The 19,274-nt window shown below is 49.3% G+C and carries 14 protein-coding genes; 6 read left to right on the plus strand and 8 right to left on the minus strand.

What is annotated here, in order from left to right:
* Positions 1 to 196: 196 nt before the first annotated feature.
* The 4 genes from ACOMG9_RS13305 (at position 197) to ACOMG9_RS13320 (ending at position 2,407) form a co-directional block, all read left to right on the plus strand.
* The gene (locus tag ACOMG9_RS13305) at positions 197 to 1,057 is read left to right on the plus strand and encodes a universal stress protein (protein ID WP_494530346.1); all 861 of its coding nucleotides are present in this window, start codon (positions 197 to 199) and stop codon (positions 1,055 to 1,057) included.
* Positions 1,058 to 1,229: 172 nt separating this feature from the next.
* Complete coding sequence (locus ACOMG9_RS13310) at positions 1,230 to 1,433, plus strand: beta-barrel domain-containing protein (protein ID WP_487247190.1); 204 nt, start codon at positions 1,230 to 1,232, stop codon at positions 1,431 to 1,433.
* A gap of 133 nt (positions 1,434 to 1,566) precedes the next feature.
* Positions 1,567 to 2,040, plus strand: coding sequence for a hypothetical protein (locus ACOMG9_RS13315; RefSeq protein ID WP_422133989.1), 474 nt, complete (start codon positions 1,567 to 1,569; stop codon positions 2,038 to 2,040).
* Between the two features lie 94 nt (positions 2,041 to 2,134).
* Positions 2,135 to 2,407, plus strand: coding sequence for an HU family DNA-binding protein (locus ACOMG9_RS13320; RefSeq protein WP_257254590.1), 273 nt, complete (start codon positions 2,135 to 2,137; stop codon positions 2,405 to 2,407).
* A 211-nt stretch (positions 2,408 to 2,618) separates the two neighbouring features.
* Here ACOMG9_RS13320 and ACOMG9_RS13325 read toward each other — a convergent pair whose 3' ends face one another.
* From ACOMG9_RS13325 to ACOMG9_RS13360, 8 genes are all read right to left on the minus strand, one after another.
* On the minus strand, positions 2,619 to 3,446 hold the full coding sequence (locus tag ACOMG9_RS13325; protein ID WP_448217250.1) for an omptin family outer membrane protease: 828 nt from the start codon (positions 3,444 to 3,446) through the stop codon (positions 2,619 to 2,621).
* 108 nt (positions 3,447 to 3,554) lie between these two features.
* Complete coding sequence (locus ACOMG9_RS13330) at positions 3,555 to 3,884, minus strand: helix-turn-helix domain-containing protein (RefSeq protein ID WP_422133991.1); 330 nt, start codon at positions 3,882 to 3,884, stop codon at positions 3,555 to 3,557.
* A gap of 105 nt (positions 3,885 to 3,989) precedes the next feature.
* The gene (locus ACOMG9_RS13335) at positions 3,990 to 5,216 is read right to left on the minus strand and encodes a glycosyltransferase family 9 protein (protein ID WP_448217251.1); all 1,227 of its coding nucleotides are present in this window, start codon (positions 5,214 to 5,216) and stop codon (positions 3,990 to 3,992) included.
* Positions 5,213 to 6,463 carry a GtrA family protein gene (locus ACOMG9_RS13340; protein WP_448217252.1) on the minus strand — a complete coding sequence of 417 codons (1,251 nt, stop codon included), beginning with the start codon at positions 6,461 to 6,463 and terminating at the stop codon, positions 5,213 to 5,215. The genes ACOMG9_RS13335 and ACOMG9_RS13340 overlap by 4 nt, the downstream gene beginning before the upstream one ends.
* Positions 6,464 to 6,691: 228 nt before the next feature.
* Positions 6,692 to 8,155: a glycosyltransferase family 39 protein gene (locus ACOMG9_RS13345; protein WP_448217253.1), complete on the minus strand. Its 1,464-nt coding sequence runs from the start codon at positions 8,153 to 8,155 to the stop codon at positions 6,692 to 6,694.
* Between the two features lie 892 nt (positions 8,156 to 9,047).
* On the minus strand, positions 9,048 to 10,334 hold the full coding sequence (locus ACOMG9_RS13350) for an MFS transporter (RefSeq protein ID WP_494530347.1): 1,287 nt from the start codon (positions 10,332 to 10,334) through the stop codon (positions 9,048 to 9,050).
* Positions 10,335 to 10,384: 50 nt separating this feature from the next.
* On the minus strand, positions 10,385 to 11,737 hold the full coding sequence (gene guaD / locus ACOMG9_RS13355; RefSeq protein ID WP_422133996.1) for a guanine deaminase: 1,353 nt from the start codon (positions 11,735 to 11,737) through the stop codon (positions 10,385 to 10,387).
* Positions 11,738 to 12,332: 595 nt separating this feature from the next.
* Positions 12,333 to 13,586 carry a NupC/NupG family nucleoside CNT transporter gene (locus ACOMG9_RS13360; RefSeq protein WP_448218646.1) on the minus strand — a complete coding sequence of 418 codons (1,254 nt, stop codon included), beginning with the start codon at positions 13,584 to 13,586 and terminating at the stop codon, positions 12,333 to 12,335.
* Positions 13,587 to 13,885: 299 nt separating this feature from the next.
* On the opposite strand from ACOMG9_RS13360, the gene ACOMG9_RS13365 reads away from it, so the two are divergent.
* Both ACOMG9_RS13365 and ACOMG9_RS13370 read left to right on the plus strand, forming a co-directional pair.
* Positions 13,886 to 16,438, plus strand: a complete 2,553-nt coding sequence (locus ACOMG9_RS13365; protein ID WP_494530348.1) for an HYR domain-containing protein — start codon at positions 13,886 to 13,888, stop codon at positions 16,436 to 16,438.
* A gap of 120 nt (positions 16,439 to 16,558) precedes the next feature.
* On the plus strand, positions 16,559 to 18,955 hold the full coding sequence (locus tag ACOMG9_RS13370) for an ATP-dependent helicase (protein WP_494530349.1): 2,397 nt from the start codon (positions 16,559 to 16,561) through the stop codon (positions 18,953 to 18,955).
* Positions 18,956 to 19,274 lie beyond the last annotated feature (319 nt).

Genomic DNA, 19,274 nt, shown 5'->3' on the forward strand with positions numbered 1-19,274 from the left:
CTGAATGCTGTCATGGGTTGATGCCTGTTAATAGAGCCATCGTCACAAATTTCTGATTAACAAGTTAACGATATTAATGCAGATCATTTTTCCTCATCGGGCTATTCAGTTCGATCCCATTAGTCTATAAAAAAAACAGTTAGAGTTGAGACCCCCTCAGGGTTATAGAAATTCTTAAGGTATAAAGGAGCAGGCCATGCAAGGAATACAACGAATACTCGTTATTGTTGATACTCGCAAAGCCCGTCATGTCGCACTCAATCGAGCCACCCAACTGGCCAGGGCAGCCCATTGCAGTCTTCATATTCTGGCTCCGAACCCCAAACCTGACGCAACGTCTGCTGAGGTACTCTCTACACTTAGCAAAAATGTCGAGGCCGACGGTATAGAAGTCACCAGTCAGGAGTCGTGGCGAAATAACCTTCTCGACACCATTATCCATGTCAGACAGATGGAACGCAGTCATCTGGTTATCAAGGATTTCCGGCAGGAAAGCTTTATGGAAAAGCCTTTCTCTACTCCTACAGATTGGGCTTTACTGAGAAAAAGCCGGGTTCCGGTCCTTCTGGTTCGTCATGATCGTCCGTGGGAAAATGAGCCTATGCTCGCGGCCATTAAGGCCGATCCCGGAGATGCCGACCATCAACAGCTGAATAAGGCCATCATGGAAAATGCCAGAGTGGTCAGAGACTATTTTGATGCACAGCTGCATCTGGCTTCTGCCTACCCCACCATAATGCTGGCAGTATCCGACAAGGGTGACGGTCAGACCAATGAGGAGCGTTACCTTCAGAATTGTCAGCATTTTGCCAAAGATTACGGGATTACCGAGGACGCTATCCACCTGGTCACTGCACCAGCGGAGACCATGATTCCGGACCTGACCCGTGAGCTGGCGGTATCACTGCTGATCATGGGCACCAATGCCCGTTCAGGCCTCAGTGGACTGACCCTGGGCAATACGGCTGAGAAGTTGGCCAGCAATATCGACTGTGACCTGCTTGCGGTTCAATCCAGACACCACATGCTGCCGCTGGAGCGTGAGCTGGAAGCCTGACCAGATTCCTGAGTGCTACTTTCTGTCAGGCCCGTCAGGCAGCGAGAAAGTAGCTTCATAGGATTAAGGTACGGATAGGCCCCGGATACATTGCTCTTATCAGGCTTGGCTCAATGCCATTGTCAAGGTGACTGCCTATATTTTTGTCATTTATGGTAGCCTCCAAAGCACAGTGGAACACGTCAGTGCCGACACGATTCGGGACGAAAACGGCAAGAGCTTCTATATTGTTCGGGTTAGAACGAAAAAAAACCATCCGGGCACTTCCGAGAACCCGTTACCGATTATTTCTGGAATGCAGACCAGCGTTGGCACTTCCACAGAAGAATATCGGTTCCGGATTACTTGCTTAAGCCGATCCGTCGTTCTGCTCTGAGAGAAGCCTGAATAGTAGGAAACTGACCAACAACAGACAGCCTGTGACCAAAACTGGAATCCATCGGTCTTAATTCCTGATTAGGCGGCTTCCAATTTTGTAAAACGCCGCATTGAATTTGCTGAGGAAACTGATGGCCAACGAAGATTCAGTAGTAACCCCTATCACAACACATGGGGTTGAAGACCCTGACACTGGAATGTCTGCCAGACAGTTCGGAGCTCAGATCGTCGTTGATCGAACCAGACCCGTTTTTCAGAGGGAACTGTCGGATATTTCCACCAGTCACCAGCCTGTATTCCCCATCAGGCTGCACACGGCTCACGAACTTCTGCAAAGCCCTGCCCTGACCACCACTATTGATTACGCAAATTATGTCAGCGCCCCGGAACTGCCTGCCCTGCTCTGCACCCTGAAGCAGGCAGGCAGAAAGGATCTGATTGACCAGATATTCATCCGCCATAAACAGGATACCAGCGACAGCCATTGCAATTGTCGGTCCGTCGATGATCCGGCTTGCACCATCAACTATCCGGACCCCACACATCAGCCGCTTCTGGTTGTGAATTATGAGGAACAGCAATATGGCCTCTATCCTTCATCCTGAGTACGTCTGATACCAGAGATGCCCGTCGCCCATCCAGAGTTGCTCCGGGTGGGTATTCCTTCTCACCCACAGGTAATCATTGTTGAGACGCGCTATGAACAAGAAAGAACTTGTTGAAAAGGTCGCAGAGCAATCCAACCTTTCAAAGAACAAGGCGGAGCAGGCCGTCAATGCCTTCATTCAAAATACCCAGGATACCCTTGCAAAAGGGGATATTGTGCAGCTGATCGGGTTTGGAACTTTTTCAGTGGTGGATCGAGCGGCGCGCAAGGGAAGGAACCCGCAAACAGGCCAGGAAATTCATATACCCGCCTGTAAATTGCCGCAATTCAAACCGGGAAACAAACTGCGGGAAGTGGTGAAATAACCAGACAACACAAAGTTGTCTACCGCGTCACTACCCAAACCGGCTCGATCAAAGCAAAATGGAGAGGACCTGTCTGGACAATGCCAATAAGGCTTTTGTTCTGACAGGCCTTCGGTGAGCCTCTTTCATTGCAGCCAAAAATAGTTGTTTGATGCTTGGTTATTGAAAAGGCGCTTTTCAGCGCCTTTTATCAAGCAATAGTGTATACAAGCTATAAGAAGCTGTACTTTAGTCCAACCGATATTAATGAACTTTCGCTGGCTGCTCCGCCTCCGTCTTTCAAATAGAATGTTTCAAAACCATCATCGGTCTTGAGATTAATGTTTTTCTCAGAAAATTTTGTGAAAGTATATTCACTGTAAATTTTCATCCTCGGACTTAGTTGATAGGCGTAATTAAACGATAAAGAGGTGTAAGTTGAATGGCTACTGCCTTTGCCGTCATAAGTCGTATCACTAAGATGGTGCGTATCGAAGTCTTCAGCTTTAACCAGAGGGCTCCATTTTATTTGGGCACCATACTGAGACTTTCCGACTCTGTAGTCTCCACTCAATCCCAGATATAACGTTAAAAATGTTTGCTGGTATGAAACTCCAAGAGTGTCATGAGGTATAGTTCCTACATCCTCACCGAAATCGTAATTATATGAACCTCCACGTGCCTCATAGTGCATTTTTTGGCCAAACAGGCCGCCAGTAACGCCTACTTTATAATCGCTTTTTGAAAGCAGCCAATAAGAAGCACTTAGATCTATTGCAGAGGCCCTGGTTGTTTTTGTGTGAGGGTGTTTTGATATGTCAGATGGTTCAGCTATTCCTGACTCCCAGTCCCTATCTGTCAAATAGCCATTGCCTTGCGTCAGTGTCATCCAGTAGTCTGCATTAAATGTCCATCTTGGGTCTAAATCCCAAATTGCACCTAGCTTGATAACAGGGGCATTGTAAGTTTCCCAATCGAGTTGGCTGGCTCGTTCCCCGTCGATATAGACTAACTCGGTCGCCTCTCCATTTAAGACGCCCAACGAGCCTTCAAATGTCACTTTGGCATTTGCACCTGTGGCTGCAAGGGCAAAAAACGGAAATAAAATTAACTTTTTAACAACTCACCTCCGAGCATGTGAAGTGAGAATATGAGCCTCTGAAGCCGATCACCCCATGGCTCTCATGACATTAAGAATGGCCCGCTTTTTCTTCAGGTTCATTCTGTTCAGGCTGCGAATGATCTCATCATCGACTTGAGTGTCGCAGATGGTATCTGCAGGTGAAGTCAGGTACTGATTCCCCCTGCCTGTCGCCAACCATTCAAATGAAACTTCCAGAAGCTCAGCCATTTTGCGGAGATTTTCAAGACTGGGACTGCTCATTTCGGTTTCCCACTGAGCCAGAGCACTTCGGGAGACACCGATCAGATCAGCCAAAACTTGTTGGGAATAACGCTTTTCCTTGCGTGAGCGAAGAATCCTTGTTGTCAGGTTCATCCTTGAACTCTCGTCGATAATCGAAAAAGATACTTTATTAAAATTTAGTGTAACACATGCTCTGGTAATGACCGGTTGCAATTAGAGAATCCTTTCTCCCGACCCCTAACCTGCTTTCAAGATCAGGCTGTTATCCAGCACTGGCCTGAGTAAATCCAGTACTTGTCGGGAGTCAATGGCTTTCAGACACTGGTTATCGTTGCAACTGGTCTTCCTGTGATTCGCGGCACTGACACAGGGCGAACAGGGCAATCCGGCATAGATCGGAGTTGAATTCCCGAGGGCACCGTAAAGTGCGGGTGTTTCCGGACCGAATATCACAAAGGTTTTCAGTTCTGTGACGGAGGCAAAATGAGGAGGTCCGGAATCATTGGACAACATCAGTTCAGAGAGAGAGTAAAGGGGAACCAGCTCCTTAAACTCAAAAGCACCGGCACTGTTGAGACAGCGTTCATGTTTCACCCGCTGTCTGAGAATTTCAGCTTCTGGACGTTCTGCCGGAGCACCGGTAATGACCACCAGAATATCTGAGTACTCGGCCAGCAAAGTCCGAATAACGTCAACGTAACGATCTTTCATCCATCGTCTCTGGGGGAGCAGGTCACTGGCATTAGGGTTCACAAGCACCAGACGCTGAACACCCGGTTCAAAACCGACATAAAGCGATTTCAGCTTGGTGATCACCGATGATCTCAGATCACTGCTTACTTCTGCTCTGGCCAGTTGAATTGACTCATCCAATAGCTCTTTCTGATAAGGCTGATAAGGTGTATTTTGAGAAGCCCTCACCAGAGTCATAAAGTTTTTCGAAATATGGCTGTATGGGTTATACATCACCGGGTGAGTTAAGTAATTACCCCGGTACAGACCCTCTTCATGAACCCGATCAAAACCTGTCCGATTGCTGGCACCGCAGAGTCGACTCAGAATGGCTGTAAAACGTGAGAACAACTCCAGATCAATCACCGTATCAATTTTCTTTTTCCGACACCAGATCAGGAATTTAAGGCTACTGATTGCCAGGCTGAATAAATTATCCGGTTTAATCAGGAAAATATTGTCCCGATGAATGGTATTTAACAACTGCAGGCTGGTCGCATTTTTCTCAAAAATGACAAAATGCAGGGTTTTGCCCTGTCCCTTCAGCCAGCGCATGGAAGGGTCAGCCAGAATAGCACTGCCCATTTCAGACAACTCAATCAACAGTACATTGTTAGAAACCGTCTTCTGCCCCTTATGAATCCAGTCAAAAGGCCAGAAAACCAGTTTTAAAAGAAAACAGAGTGGAACACCCACATAATGATCAACCCATCGCATAGTATCTACTTTCACAGGTTGGCCCCCTTAGCTACATTGGACTTTTGTCCTGAAAAAACAAATACCGTTGCTATGGTGAAATTAAATAACATGCCCGCCAAAACACCGGATATCAGTGCCAGCTGTTTGTATTCCGTAAAGAAAGGTACAAAGGACGTTAATAAATAATAAGTTCCCCAGTTGGGGATAAAACTGACCATACACATAGTCAGATATTTACTCCACTGTTTCAGTTTTTTCTCTTTGGGGACATGGGAAAAAGTAAAAGTACGATTCCAGAACCAGTTCCAGCTGGCAGCGACCCAATAGGAACCACCTCTTGCCAGCAAGTGAGGCACTCCCAGCCACTGCACTGAGAGAGTGTAAAAACCCATATCCACCAAGAATCCACTGGCTCCTACCATGCCGAACTTGGTCAGTCTCTGCCCTGTCATAAATAGCTTGTTCAACAGGGTTCCTGATTGTTTCATGCGAGCTTCCAGCTCGTCCTGATAAAGAGAGAACATACAGTGAGCGGATAAAACCAGAGCCAGCAACGCAAGTACAAATTGTAAATACATAATCACTTTATAAGAGCGGAATCCATTGTCGTAGAATGGCAATACAGCCACGCACAACAAACCCAGAAGAATAAAGACCATCCGACTCTTAAGGCCAGATGCCACTTTACTGGCCAGGAAGTCCCCTGTCACAGCAGCAAGAATACCCACCCAGGCGCCCAGGAAAATATCAAACGGCCAATGAGCCCCGACAACAATGCGTGAGATTGCAGAAAGAATTGCAATCGAAAGAAGCAGGTATTGAGTGAGTGAATTCAAATAAAGAAACGAAAGTCCAACCAAAAGAAAAACCGTACCGGTATGCCCCGAAGGCATGGTATCTGTTTTTAAAACAGGCCCCAGGACATTAACGGCTTCAAGCCCCAGCTCGCCGACCGGACGTGAGAAGGGAAGGAGAGCTTTACCACCACTCAATAAAAAGTCACCCACCAACATGGTAAAAATAATCGCCAGCTGTTTGTCGGGCTTTTTATAAAACAACAACATAGCCAGAGGAAAGAGGAAAAAGCCATCCCCCAGGTTGGTTAATAACACCCAGAAAACAGCAGCGGGCGACTCAACACCCCAGTCATTGACCTGATAAAAAACTGAATGATTGACCTCAGTGACTAAAAACAGCGCCACGAAGGGAAGCAGAAAGCAGCTGGCTTTATAGATTGTTGAGCGAGACCGGCCAGAATCGACTCCGAGCAAATCGGACATTCCTTATATAACCTCGAAACCCTGTCAAAACAGCTTTCAGCGATAAAAATGATGATTCATCATGAACAGATGAAATTATCCAGCACTAAAAACCAAGTTACAGCAAACAGAAGAATATGCAAAGACAGAATAAAAAAACTGATGAAATCAATGTTAAAGGCAAGCCGTACAGAAAAGCACAAAAACCCCATCAATAGACCGGGGATGAGGCTTTAAATAAAACCTCAGTTACTGAGCGGCCTGACACCGATAAAACTGGAATCGATTAACCGTAATAGTGTCCAGCCCGGATTCTGTCTCATCGACCAGTATGCAGGAAAAGTTCTGTATTTTAAGGCGGCCACTCTCAGGGGCTGATTTCTTATCGCGTACCAGCAGACCATAACTACCGGATTCTGGTTTGCCGTGCCAGAAATCAAACTGGGTTAATCGGTCGGTCAGCAGTTGCACGGGTTCAGGGTAGGCATACCAGGCTATGCGACTGGCCTTGGTCCAGTTATCCACCATCAGAACCGATTCTATTCCTGCTTCTTTCTGCCACTTCTGCTTCAATAACTGCGCCTGTTCAGCCGCTGCTTTCCAGCCCACCAGGTCCTTGATGGCTGAGGTCATGAAAGGGAAAGTAGAAAGAGGCATAAAGGCCAGAAAGAAAAACACAAAGCCAATCAGTCCCAGTGACAGGATGGAAGAAAAAACAACCAGACCTTTCACCCACAAACGGGACCAGCCATGGCAGATCCAATAGGCCGACAAAGGCGCCAGTAGTGTCCAACCCAGGGCTGGCCAGTTAGGCAACACTGTGCCATCACCGGCAGACCAGCTGGTCACAGCCAGTAATGGCACAGCACTCCAGATAATCAGCCAGGAAGATGCCCTGTGGCGCTCCGGGATTCGTTTCCTGATCAGTGAAAAAATGGCCGCTATGGCGGCAACATAAGCCAGTATGGAATAGAGAAGCATTTGCGCCAATTGCATGACCAGAGCTTCTTTTAATGACCACTCCTCAACCCCGACACCACGATTAAACTGGTAAGCCAGAGATGCCCAATCGTTGTCAGCATTCCAGAGGAGTACAGGAAAAATCAACACCAGTGCTATCGAAGCTGCCAACCATGGACCGGCCTGTCGAAGCCATCTCAGTCCCTGATGCTGAATCATGAAAAGTATCATGCCCAGGGGCAGGAATACCGCCGTATATTTGCTCAACCCCGCCAAACCAAAGACGATACCCAGAGCCAGCCAATAAGGTAAACAATTGTCATGGTGGATGCGGTAAATCAATTCCAGCGACAAGAGACCAAAGACCATCAGGGGCAGATCAGGTACCAGCCCCCACCCCATCAACTGCAGAATAGGTGCCGTATTGATCAGAAAGACTGCCACCAGTCCGATCCAGACCGGACCATCAGGAAAAAGTATCCTGCTGACCCTGAATGCCAGATAACTGCTTAACGCATAAAGAATCGCAGGGACAAGCCTGACTGTAAATTCATCGTACCCCAGCGGTGCCACCAGAAGTTGTAACCAGCCCACCATAGGTGGATGATCAAAATAACTCAGGGCCGGATGAAGGGCATAAAGTGCATAGTGAGCTTCATCAACACCCAGTGGCACTCCGGATGCCATGGTTAAATGAATCAGGAGCACCGTGGTAATGATACCCCAGGCTGCAACTTGCCCTCGTTCCTGCATGAACACACCCGTTAATTATGATTGGATAAAGCGATCGCCCAAAGTTCCACTACCGATTCTGCATCACTTATCAGACAGGAGTTGAGCAAACTTCCTGAATCTGATTAAAGTATTCCGCCCGGCTTTCCCCTGTCTGATAGAGAACTCATTACTCTACGACAAGGGATGTCTAAAAAAAAGTATGTCAGAGTACCCATATCATTCTGAGACAGTGCGCTTTTTGTGAAAAATGCAGCATTCGGATCTAAGGTAGATGAACTTTTTGTTGTTGCCTCATGGGTCTTTGCTCCTGAGGTACCATAATGTGATGGCTGCAATCCCTCTCTGCCCGAAGCGCCCAAACTGGCCGGAGCAAAGTTTGTTAGTGCTAATCCGCAACTCATACAATATAACATTCTTGAAAAACTATGCCCTTGGACAGTCAACGGATAAAAAAGTTCATAGCTAGCCAACCGTCTTTACGCTGGATCACACATAGCCGTTCTCTTCCTTGGACTCATTCAGCAACGGTATCTCATAGCGAACGAAGTGGTGCTGCACTTCATTGGACTGGTAATCGAATATCCGGACTTTGCCCCCTGCGACAGGTTAAAACTCAACAGGCTAATCGCAATGCAATTGCTGATCCTTTTGTTCATTGAATAATCTACCGTAACGGCCGCTCTGGCATTAAACACCCTGACTAGCAGCCTGTCGGACTTAAGACTGTCCTACTCGGCAACTGCTCCTGCGTTGCTCTAGCTCCTGCATCCATGCAGTCGTGCGGTTGCAATAAATTGGTCTAAAAATCCCTGTTTTTTCGTCAAATAGCTCGCTATTCTCCTCAGAAACAGAGATTTTTATCCTCAATTTCTTGCAATCCTCGCTACGGACGCTTAAGTCCGACAGGCTGCTAGGCCTGGCTTTCGTGAGGATAAGTCTCTCGCAGGAACAGAAATAGGAAACACGCCAGAGCCAGGATTAGTGGAATACACACCAGGGCCCATTGATAGTTGACGACGGTTTGCGCGGCATCTCCTTCTATATCGGCTATCCGCGCCACCAGCCCTGAGCCCGACAGGACCCGACCAGGAATTGCCATGATGATACCGCCCACAATGAACTGCACCGCATTCACAACGGCGGCCGAGGTGCCAATGAGGTGTGGCTCCACCAACTCCGCAGCAATCGGAAAGTTCAGCATGGACGCACCAGCCATCCATCCCCAGGCGAAGAAGAAGATATTCGCTTGTTGCGGTGACATGGAAGGATTTAACAGAATGAATAGAATGGTCAGTAGCTGGAGAAAGCAGCCAACGAACATGGTTTTCCTGCGGCTACGGAAAGTGTCTGAGAGCCAACCCCAAACCGGCGCGCCCAGTGCGAGTCCACCCCACATCATCGAGCTGGTGAAAAACGCGTCAGTCTGCCCCATACCCGCGACCATCAGGTACTTGGGACCCCAAACCACCCCCATAGACAGCATGGTGCCGAAAGTCGCACCACCAATGAGAGCGTTGATCCAACTGTCCGGGATGGATGCCACCTCGTTGATCGCATGCACCACATCGTGCAGGAATTTACGCCCCCCCTCCCAGGGAATGAGGTGCTGGTCCTTCCGTGTCGGATCTCGCATCACGATAAACATAACTGCCGTCAGAGCTGTTCCGCCCAGAGCAAGGCCATTCAATACGTTGTTCCAGGGTAATTCCTGTACCAGGCTGCCCAGCACACGCTGGCCAATAATTGCTGCGGCGGACGCCACAAACTGTACCCAGCAGAACATAATTCCGTACTTGGCAGCACCGAACCAGCTCCCTCCGGTAAAGCCGGCCCCGACAAAGCCGAAGGATGCACCCAAGGCCATCAGCACCTGCCCCAATACCAATACTTTGGGGCCATCCGCATTGGCAAAAATTAACCCCCCAACCGAGACAAAGCCCGCTGCGATGGGCAAGACCCAGCGAATGCCGAAGCGATCCAGGATAGAGCCACTGGAGAACTGCACCACGGCAAATGCCCAGGTATAGATAGAGCCAATCAAACCCACCTGGGCCACCGTCAGCGAAAGATCTTCCTGCATGCCCACGCTAGTGATGGCATAGCCCGTCTGGAAGGTGAAAACAAAAACGACAAAAGCGGTTGCCAGTAGCCAGTTGATCCAGGCCTGTCCGCCACCCAGGGTGCTTTGCCTACTCATGCTGATACTCCTGTCTGGCCAGGTTTGATGGAGAGCTATTTCATTTCATGTCATGCTTGTGTCTCACTGGCTACTCGCTGGTACACGCAATTGCCGTTGACGTAGGTCGCACGTGCAGTGCGATCATCGCCCAGTGTCATGAGCACAAACAAAACCTCGTCCAGGTCGTTTGCGTACTTCAGGCGATAATCCATCAACGGGGTTGCCTTTAGATCCAACACCGCAATGTCTGCCTCCATCCCGACCGCAATGCTGCCGATCTTGTCATCAAGGTACAGGGCATTGGCAGCGCCACGGGTTGCCAGGTAATAAGCGTGATGGGCACTCAGGGAATAACCACCCATTTGCGCGACCTTGTAAGCCTCGTTCATGGTGACTAACTGGGAGAAATTGGTGCCAGCACCGAGGTCGGTTGCCAAACCGACCCGAATCGGCCGCTTGCTGTCCATGGCAGTTTCCACGCTGAACAGGCCACTGCCCAGGAACAGGTTGGAAGTTGGGCAGTGGGAAATCGCCGTTCCGGTATCGTGCAGGATCTGAAATTCCTCTTCAGTCAAATGGACACCGTGGCCAAGAATGCTGCGCTCACCCAGCTGCCCATAATAGTGGTATACGTCCAGATACCCGGTACGCGCTGGGTACAGTTCCCTGACCCACTCAATCTCGCCCAGATTCTCCGACACATGGCTTTGCAAATAAGTACCGGGGTGCTCTTTCCATACAGCCCCGGTCATCTCCATCTGCTCAGGAGTACTGGTTGGAGCGAAACGCGGCGTAACACAGTAGAGGCTGCGCCCCCTGTTATGCCATCGGGCAATCAGTTCCTTGGTCTGGTCGTAGCCGTTCTGCGCCGTGTCCATCAGTTCCGGGGGCGCGTTGCGGTCCATCAACACCTTACCTGCGATATTGCGCATCCCCAGCTTCTCGGATTCCTCGAAGAAAGCATCCACCGACACCGGGTCTACGGTGCAGAAGACACAGGAGGTGGTCGTGCCACTGCGCAAACCCTCTTGCAGGAACACTTTCGCGACTTCCAGGGCATGCGCCTTGTCCCTGAAGTTTTGCTCGGCAACAAAGGTGTATTTATTCAGCCAGTCGAGCAACTGCTTGCCATACGCACCAATGATTTCCGTCTGCGGGTAGTGCACGTGGCAGTCAATGAAACCGGGGACAATCAGGGAATCTCTGTAGTTAGTGACTTCTATGCCCTCGGGCAAAGAGGGCAGGACCTGATCAGCAGGACCAAAAGCTGAGATCTTTCCGTCCTGCATCACTATCACACCGTCGGGCTCGTGGACGACACACTCTTCCAGCGGCGACTGGAAGGGGTCGTCCCGGTAGGACAGGACCGAGCCTCTTACCGCACATGGCTCACCGACACCCGGGGAATGGCTTGCAGACATAGCGTTTCCCTCAACAGTTGCTAGTTGCTTGAAACAAGAAACTTACGAACTAGATGGCGCAACTGTCGTTATAGCTCCAGACTGGGAAAACGCAAATCCCCGGATATATCTTCCTTTGAAAAAAACCTCTACAAAACAGAACATTTCAAGGTAGAAGTTTCGTAGTTTCATCGAGCAAGGGCACAGGTAGTGATCACTCCTTCTTTTCATACGGCCCCTGGCTTTCTGCTTTTTCTCAACCGACTTTTTCTTGCCCTGCCTTTTCTCGCGCGGCACACCCTCAGGCATATCCACAGTCGAGTCACTGTCATAGATTTCGATGCGACCTATTGATTCGGCGTCAATTTCTGACTTATTGGCAAACAGGATCCTTTGCCCTTCCCGTTCCGGTCTGCACCTGATCCAGCAGGTTAGGCCCGACAGCAGATGGAGAATCGTCATGGTCTGAGAAGCAGAGGGGGTCTTGTAGCCCATTTGAAATAGCTGAATGTTAGCCCTGAAAACCCAATCAATAGAAGAGAAAATATAGAAAATAGCGGAGTCAGTCAGGAAGAATTGAATGAGCCGTTGACTACGACTCACCCAATAACGGACTTTAAACGGCCAAGGCCAGGAACAGACCGGCAATAGTGGCACTCATCAAGTTAGAGAGTGTACCCGCTACCACCGCTTTCAGACCAAAGCGGGCGATGTCCTGACGACGGTCAGGCGCCATAGAGCCCAGACCACCCAGCAGAATAGCAATGGATGAAATGTTGGCGAAGCCACAGAGGGCAAAGGTCAGAATTGCCTGAGAACGATCAGACAACAAGGCAACACCGGCCTTGGCTGCTGCTTCAGCATCGACGTAGTTAGCCAGACTGCTGAAAGCAACAAACTCGTTAACGATCACTTTCTGACCCAGGAAGCTACCTGCAGTCAGAGCTTCAGACCAGGGTACGCCGATCAGGTAAGCCAGAGGAGAGAAGGCATAACCCAGGATCAGTTCTATGGTCAGGTCAGGATAACCCAACCAGCCACCAACCCAACCCAGCAAACCGTTAAGCATGGCAATCAGGGAGATGAAAGCCAGCAACATGGCACCAATCATGGCAGCCAGTTTGAGACCACTGGCAGCACCCGAAGCAGCAGCATCAAAAATATTAGCTGGCTTTTCTTCAGAGCCCTCCTCGTCAATGTCGTCTACGTCATCATGAGGTGTCTCGGTCTCAGGCTTGATAATTTTTGCCATCAAAAGGCCACCCGGAGCCGCCATGAAACTGGCAGCAATCAGGTACTTAAGCTCAACCCCCATACTGGCGTAACCCACCATAACTGCACCGGCAACAGACGCCAGACCGCCCACCATAACGGCAAACAGTTCGGACTGAGTCATACGGCTGATGAAAGGACGAACCATCAGAGGTGCTTCAGTCTGACCAACAAAAACGTTAGCAGCAGCTGAAAGCGATTCTGTGCGACTGGTGCCCAGTAATTTGTGCAGAGCGCCGCCAAACAGTTTGATGACAAGCTGCATGATCCCCAGGTAATACAGCACTGCCACCAGAGCAGCAAAGAAGATAATGACAGAGAGAACATGGACAAAGAAGATAAAGCCAAGCTTGAAGCTGGCCAGTCCTCCAAACAGGAAACCAATACCACTGTTAGCATATCCCATAACAGCATTAACGCCGTTGGTAATGGCTTCCAGAATGTATTGTCCGGCAGGGATATAAAGAACGAATGCGCCGATACCCGCCTGAATAGCAAATGCCCCACCCACGGTTCGCAACTTTATCGCTCTGCGGTTGTCCGATAATAATATTGCAATACCCAATAGGACTGCGATTCCCAAGAGACTTATAAGCATGTGTTGCACGGGGATGGTCACCTTAAAACGGATTTTTGGGGCATTATACTTATATATTTATTGGCTTTAATAGAAAGTAATTACCGAATAAAAACATAATAATGACACACCCTGTGTCCCGTAGAATTCGCCTGTAAACGGATACAAAGATTTCACTCAATCTGCCGACGACTCCGGCAACCTGCAAAATTGCTACAAATCTGCTCTCTGACTAGAATCTGATGTTGATGATATTCTGATGTAATGAAAGACAACTTGATTCTGTCCACTAAATGATTTCTTAAGAATTGGATCTCATCATGGGATACTGTTCAGAACGCTTTCTGGTACTCGCCTTTCTCACCTTAATTGGATTATTAGAACCCCGGATTTCGACGGCCCAGGTAGCCTGTCCAAGACTACCTTCCTTTGGTGATCTGGCCGAAGGAGATTACACGACATCACCCAGTAGTTGCATTTTCAATGGGGCTGCACATCCGAACAACGGGTTTTCTGTCATCAATCGTTTGCAAAGCAAGCGGGTTTTTATCGGCTTTGGTGAAGCAGGTGTGCCCAATTTTAATATCTCCGACTATTCAGGCAGCTGCGCGGGACAAGGTTGCGTCGCACCTACCCATTTCAGACCGGGCTTCTTTTACGAATGCAATCCAGACCTCGGCTCTTGCACTATCAATCACGACTACATTCAGGACAACGGACAAATTGTCAACTTGAATTTCTCGGTCCCTTCTGGCTCGGAGGAGATAACGCCATTTGTCGCAAATGGTGGCAGATTTGACATTACTGCGCCGGTTTTTTCGGGGGTTCCCTCTGACATCTACGTAACCGCTCCGGCGGGACAGACGTCATACGTCGTTACGTTTGCGTCACCCACTGCAACAGACAATACCGATGGCCCGGTGACACCAACACTAACCTCCAGCCCTACTCCCGGATTGAACAGCGGAAGCGCCTTTCCACTGGGTGTAACGACCCTTACGTATACCGCGACAGATCGTGCGGGTAACATAGCGGCCTACAGTTTTGGTGTGGTCGTTACGACTTCACCACATGTTGACAAGACCGCACCCGTTTTTTCGGGGGTTCCTTCAAACATATACAAAACCGCCCCAGCAGGTGAGACCTCAGCCGTCGTAACATTTACATCACCCACTGCAACAGACGATGAAGATGGCCCGGTGACACCAACACAAACATCGAGCCCTACTGCCGGCTTAAACAGCGGAAGCGCTTTTCCATTGGGAGTAACGACCCTTACGGATACTGCAACAGATCATGCGGGTAACGTCGCGACCTGTAGCTTTGATGTAATCGTCTCGGCTTCACCACTTGGCTCAATAACACTTGTGATCCGGTCTGACGTCGACGGTACTTTCTTTATTCGGTCGTCAGCTCCTGACTTGAACACTGCCATTCCGGTCAAATCCGGATCGGGCAGTTCCGGAGCCATTCCTTTGCCTCCCGGCAGTTATCCCATAAACTTTTCGGCACCGGATGGTATCGGGGTAGAAGGTGCTACATGCGACAATCCCTCAGGCGTTCTGGACGTACAAAAACAAACTGGTACGCTCTTGCTTACCTCTGCGGAATCGATTGTTTGCACGATTGATGTGAAGGACTCGCGGCGCGCCACAACGCATCAGATAGAGCAATTTCTGGAGGCGCGGTCCAGGCTGATCCTGCAACACCAACCCGATGTCGTCCGGCGCATCAACAGACTGGAAAATAGCATGCCAGGAACTTCTGGCATCGAAGGTTTCGGCTTTGCATTCAATGCCGGGAGCTTGCCATTCTCAGCGCGCCTCGGAGCAGATCGGGTCAGTTTTGCCTACAGCAGAAGCAATGCGCATTCGCATGCGTACTCACCTGGTTTACACGCTAATCTTCAGCAGGTTCTTGCAAATATCGATGTATTGATCGCGACATTAGGGTCTGACCAGCGGGTCGGTAGATCGTCCTCAGTTTCAAAAACAGGGCTGTCTCTGGATGACTTTCATCGCTCTCTCGAAAATCCAGACCCTCGACCACAATTCCCAACCGCAGTTGGCAAACAGATTATGCTTGCAGCCAACTCTGAGATCCCGTTTAAGTTCGACGTTTGGACCGAGGGACAAATCAGCAGGTTCAATTACAAAGAAGGTGATGGCAGTTTCGGAGTTCTTCATATTGGTATGGATTATTTGTTCCAGCCAAAGCTTCTTGTTGGTCTTTCCGTTCAGGGTGACTGGACGGACTTAGAGTATTTAGTCCCTGGTAGTGAAGCAGAAGGTGTTGGGTTTCTGGTCTCTCCGTATTTGACCACAGAGCTGTCAGACAATTTCTATGTCGATGCCCGTGCTGGTTGGGGTAAAGTAGAGAACAGGATTTCACCCTTTGGCACCTATCGGGATTCGTTTGATTCTGAACGCTGGCTCGCAACTGCTGCGCTGATCGGAACCTGGCAGGTACAGGAAACTCGAATCACGCCAGAGGCAAGACTGTCCTACTACAAGGAAAAAAGTGATGACTATCTGGATTCGTTGAACGTAGCCATTTCTTCGGTTGAAGTCGAAACCGGCGTTTTTCAGTTTGGACCAACGGTCAGAAAAGACTTCAAAATGTCCACGGACACTCGTCTGTCACCCTTTCTCACGTTTGAGGGAATCTGGACCTTCAAACAAAAAAACTCTGCACCAGTTCCGTCCGGTTCATCCGGCCTGGCTGGTGAGGGTTTTAGAGCAATGCTCAAGACCGGCATTAACCTCTACAGCAGCAACGGTGTCAGTTTTTATTGTTCAGCCTATTATGACGGAATCGGCGATGGCGACTTTGAAGCCTCGGGATTAGACCTGCGTTTTGATCTTCAGTTTTGAAAGGTGTGAAGCCTGTAGAAAATCTGGTTCGATAAAGTATTCATAAGTATGCACTCCTGAGACCATTATCTGGTACTATGATTACTCTGTCCGATAGATCCCCACTGGCGTATTGATTGTATGGAACTGACCGGCCCTCAACAGAGGGTAACCCGGCATGTAGATGGACATGCCCTTTGCATAGCCGTGGCCGGTTCAGGTAAGACCACCACCCTCTCCTTTCTCATTCATGAGTTGCTGAACCAGGGGGTTCCTCCCCGACGCATCATGGTCATGATGTTTAACAAATCAGCCCAGCTGGACTTTACCCGCAAGCTTCGAAAGCGCTGTCGACAGTGGCCGACACTTCCGATAGTCCGGACCTATCACTCAACAGGCCTGAAACTTCTCAAGTCGCTGGAAGGCTGGGGATTGAGAGCGACCTACAATCACCGCCCCCTGACAGAGAAAGAGATCGAACTGAAAGTCCGGGAACTGCTGCTGGCATTGGCACCTGACGTACTGCAAGACCGGATCAAAGCAGACAGCGCCCGTTACATTGAAGTGGCCAGCAGTTTTATCGATAACGTTAAAGCCAGTCTTAACGCCCCCTGCGAAGTTCTGGAACAGGCAGACTATCCTGATTATTTTCGATTTCTGGTGGAACTCTTTGAGGCCTTTGAACAGTGGCGCCACCAGCATCAAAGAATAACCTTCACGGATATGCTGTACGACACAGTCTGTTTGATAGAAGCCAACCCGAATGTCATCCCCCGCATCACCAACAAAATAGATCGAATCATAGTAGATGAATATCAGGACACTTCGACCCTGCAACACCGATTGACCCGTATCATCGCTGGTGAACGGGCAAAAATGATTGCCGTGGGCGATCCAGATCAAACCATTTATGAATTTGCCGGAGCCAATATCCAGAATATTCTCCGGCATTTCGAAGCCGATTACGCCAGCACCGATGCCGTTCATGAGTTGACTCTGCCTCATACTTTTCGCTATGGCCACGAGATCGCCATGGCAGCCAGTCACTTGATCAGTCGTAACAAAAACAGAAAAGATGTGATCTGTATTGCCCACCCGGACAACCCGGATTCGAGTATCTCAATCTCGCAAGGGGCAGGCGAAGATACCGAACGGGTATTGGCCACTATCCAGCAACATATTTCCAACTCCGACTCCCGGATTGCTGTGCTTTTGAGGGTCTGGGCACAATCCGTCCCATTGGAGCTGAGACTGCTGGCAAACGGTCTGTCTTACCAGTGTGAAGGCCCTTCCCTATTTGACCGTCCTGAAATATCAGCCTTGATCGCAGCCCTCAGAATGGCCTCAGGCGAGTTGCAGCACCTGAACCCTGCCGTTCGTTCCGAGATATTGACTTCGCTGTTTACCCTCCCTCACCTGGGCGTTAAAGCAGCCCTGTTAAAACAACTGGTTGCCCGCCTTCAGGAACAGGATCAGCAATGGGGAAAAGAATTGGGTCTGCTAGCCAGCAAAGTTTCAGGAATCAGTGATTATCAGCGTCAGAAGCTTTACGACAGGGGTGAGATATTACAGTCGTTGGAAAAGACATCCGATCAGCAACCTGCTGCTGAATTACTGCAAGGCTACATTCAACGCACAGAGCTCAGGGAAAGCCTGCAATCCATGAGCCTTAATGATCAGAGAACGGAAGAGCAACTGCTGGCCATCGATGGATTCCTCAGCTATCTGAGAAAAATGAACCTGACCGTCAGGGAAAGCTGCCTGCATCTGGATGAATTGAGATCCAAACAGAAAACACCATCCAGAACCTCGGGACAAAAGACCGCTCACGGAACCGAACAGATCGTGATCAGCTCCTGCCACCGGGCTAAAGGGCTGGAATGGTCGACAGTATTGATTCCGGGACTGACCTCAAAATACTGGCCGTTCAAAAGAGAAGATGAACTGACCCCGGGCAGCAGCGAAGATCTGGAAAGTGAACGTCGACTGCTCTACGTAGCCATGACCCGTGCCAGAGAAAAACTCTACCTGTTTACCAGCAACGGATCTCTCCAGCCCAAAGCCAAAAGCTGGATGGATAACGGCTCACAACAGATCAGCCAGTTCCTGAAAGAGATGCAGGTCCCTCACGTCAAATCCGTTTGCCAGTCACTCAACCAGGCCTCAGAGGATGAACTGGTCAACCAACTCAAGAAAAATGGCCTGAGTAAAGCAGCACGTCGATACTTTCAGGCAATAAAGCCGAACCTGGCACAAAGGATTGAAACCATCCCTTCACTGGCAGAAAAGCATCGCTCAAAGCCTTCCGCTTCGTTTCACAGTCCGGCCTATCTGTCAGCACGACAAAACATCTTACGCAGGGAAGTACCGGAAAATGCCCCATGGCAACTTAACCGGAGGTTGAAACACAGCATTTTCGGGAAGGGTAAAGTCATTGAAGTCAACGACACTAACTTTGTCATCCTGTTTGACAGCGAGAATAGCGTAAAAAGGTTTGCCCGCAATCAGCAGGTTCTGCATCTGTTCGAGCTGCTCTGAACGCTTCGCAAAGTTACATGTCAGCTGACTTTTTTCTATGCTTGAGCAACTCAGCCTCATGCCAATGAATGGAGAAAATGACATTGCTGTACTATAAATCCTTCTGAAAAACAGAAGTGGCCAAAAGCTGGCGCATTACAGGCTGCCAGTGCATACCGATCAGCTTTTCGCAACAGAAATATAAGCCAAACCAGGGGGACATATAAAGCATCTGTCGCCCATGAACCTTAAGTACCTGGCCAGTTGGTTTCGCATATTCTGGCGAGTGGATTTTTTCATTCTACAAGGCGCGACGACGGGCGCGTAGCCATAGCTACGC

Source organism: Endozoicomonas sp. PH6C (assembly GCF_059322965.1).

Excerpts from the sequence above, each read along its gene's own strand:
- ACOMG9_RS13305 (WP_494530346.1), top strand. The coding sequence starts at position 197 with ATGCAAGGAATACAACGAATACTCGTTATTGTTGATACTCGCAAAGCC.
- ACOMG9_RS13315 (WP_422133989.1), top strand. The coding sequence starts at position 1,567 with ATGGCCAACGAAGATTCAGTAGTAACCCCTATCACAACACATGGGGTT.
- ACOMG9_RS13320 (WP_257254590.1), top strand. The coding sequence starts at position 2,135 with ATGAACAAGAAAGAACTTGTTGAAAAGGTCGCAGAGCAATCCAACCTT.
- ACOMG9_RS13330 (WP_422133991.1), bottom strand. The coding sequence starts at position 3,884 with ATGAACCTGACAACAAGGATTCTTCGCTCACGCAAGGAAAAGCGTTAT.
- ACOMG9_RS13340 (WP_448217252.1), bottom strand. The coding sequence starts at position 6,463 with ATGTCCGATTTGCTCGGAGTCGATTCTGGCCGGTCTCGCTCAACAATC.
- ACOMG9_RS13345 (WP_448217253.1), bottom strand. The coding sequence starts at position 8,155 with ATGCAGGAACGAGGGCAAGTTGCAGCCTGGGGTATCATTACCACGGTG.
- ACOMG9_RS13350 (WP_494530347.1), bottom strand. The coding sequence starts at position 10,334 with ATGAGTAGGCAAAGCACCCTGGGTGGCGGACAGGCCTGGATCAACTGG.
- guaD (WP_422133996.1), bottom strand. The coding sequence starts at position 11,737 with ATGTCTGCAAGCCATTCCCCGGGTGTCGGTGAGCCATGTGCGGTAAGA.
- ACOMG9_RS13360 (WP_448218646.1), bottom strand. The coding sequence starts at position 13,586 with ATGCTTATAAGTCTCTTGGGAATCGCAGTCCTATTGGGTATTGCAATA.
- ACOMG9_RS13365 (WP_494530348.1), top strand. The coding sequence starts at position 13,886 with ATGGGATACTGTTCAGAACGCTTTCTGGTACTCGCCTTTCTCACCTTA.
- ACOMG9_RS13370 (WP_494530349.1), top strand. The coding sequence starts at position 16,559 with ATGGAACTGACCGGCCCTCAACAGAGGGTAACCCGGCATGTAGATGGA.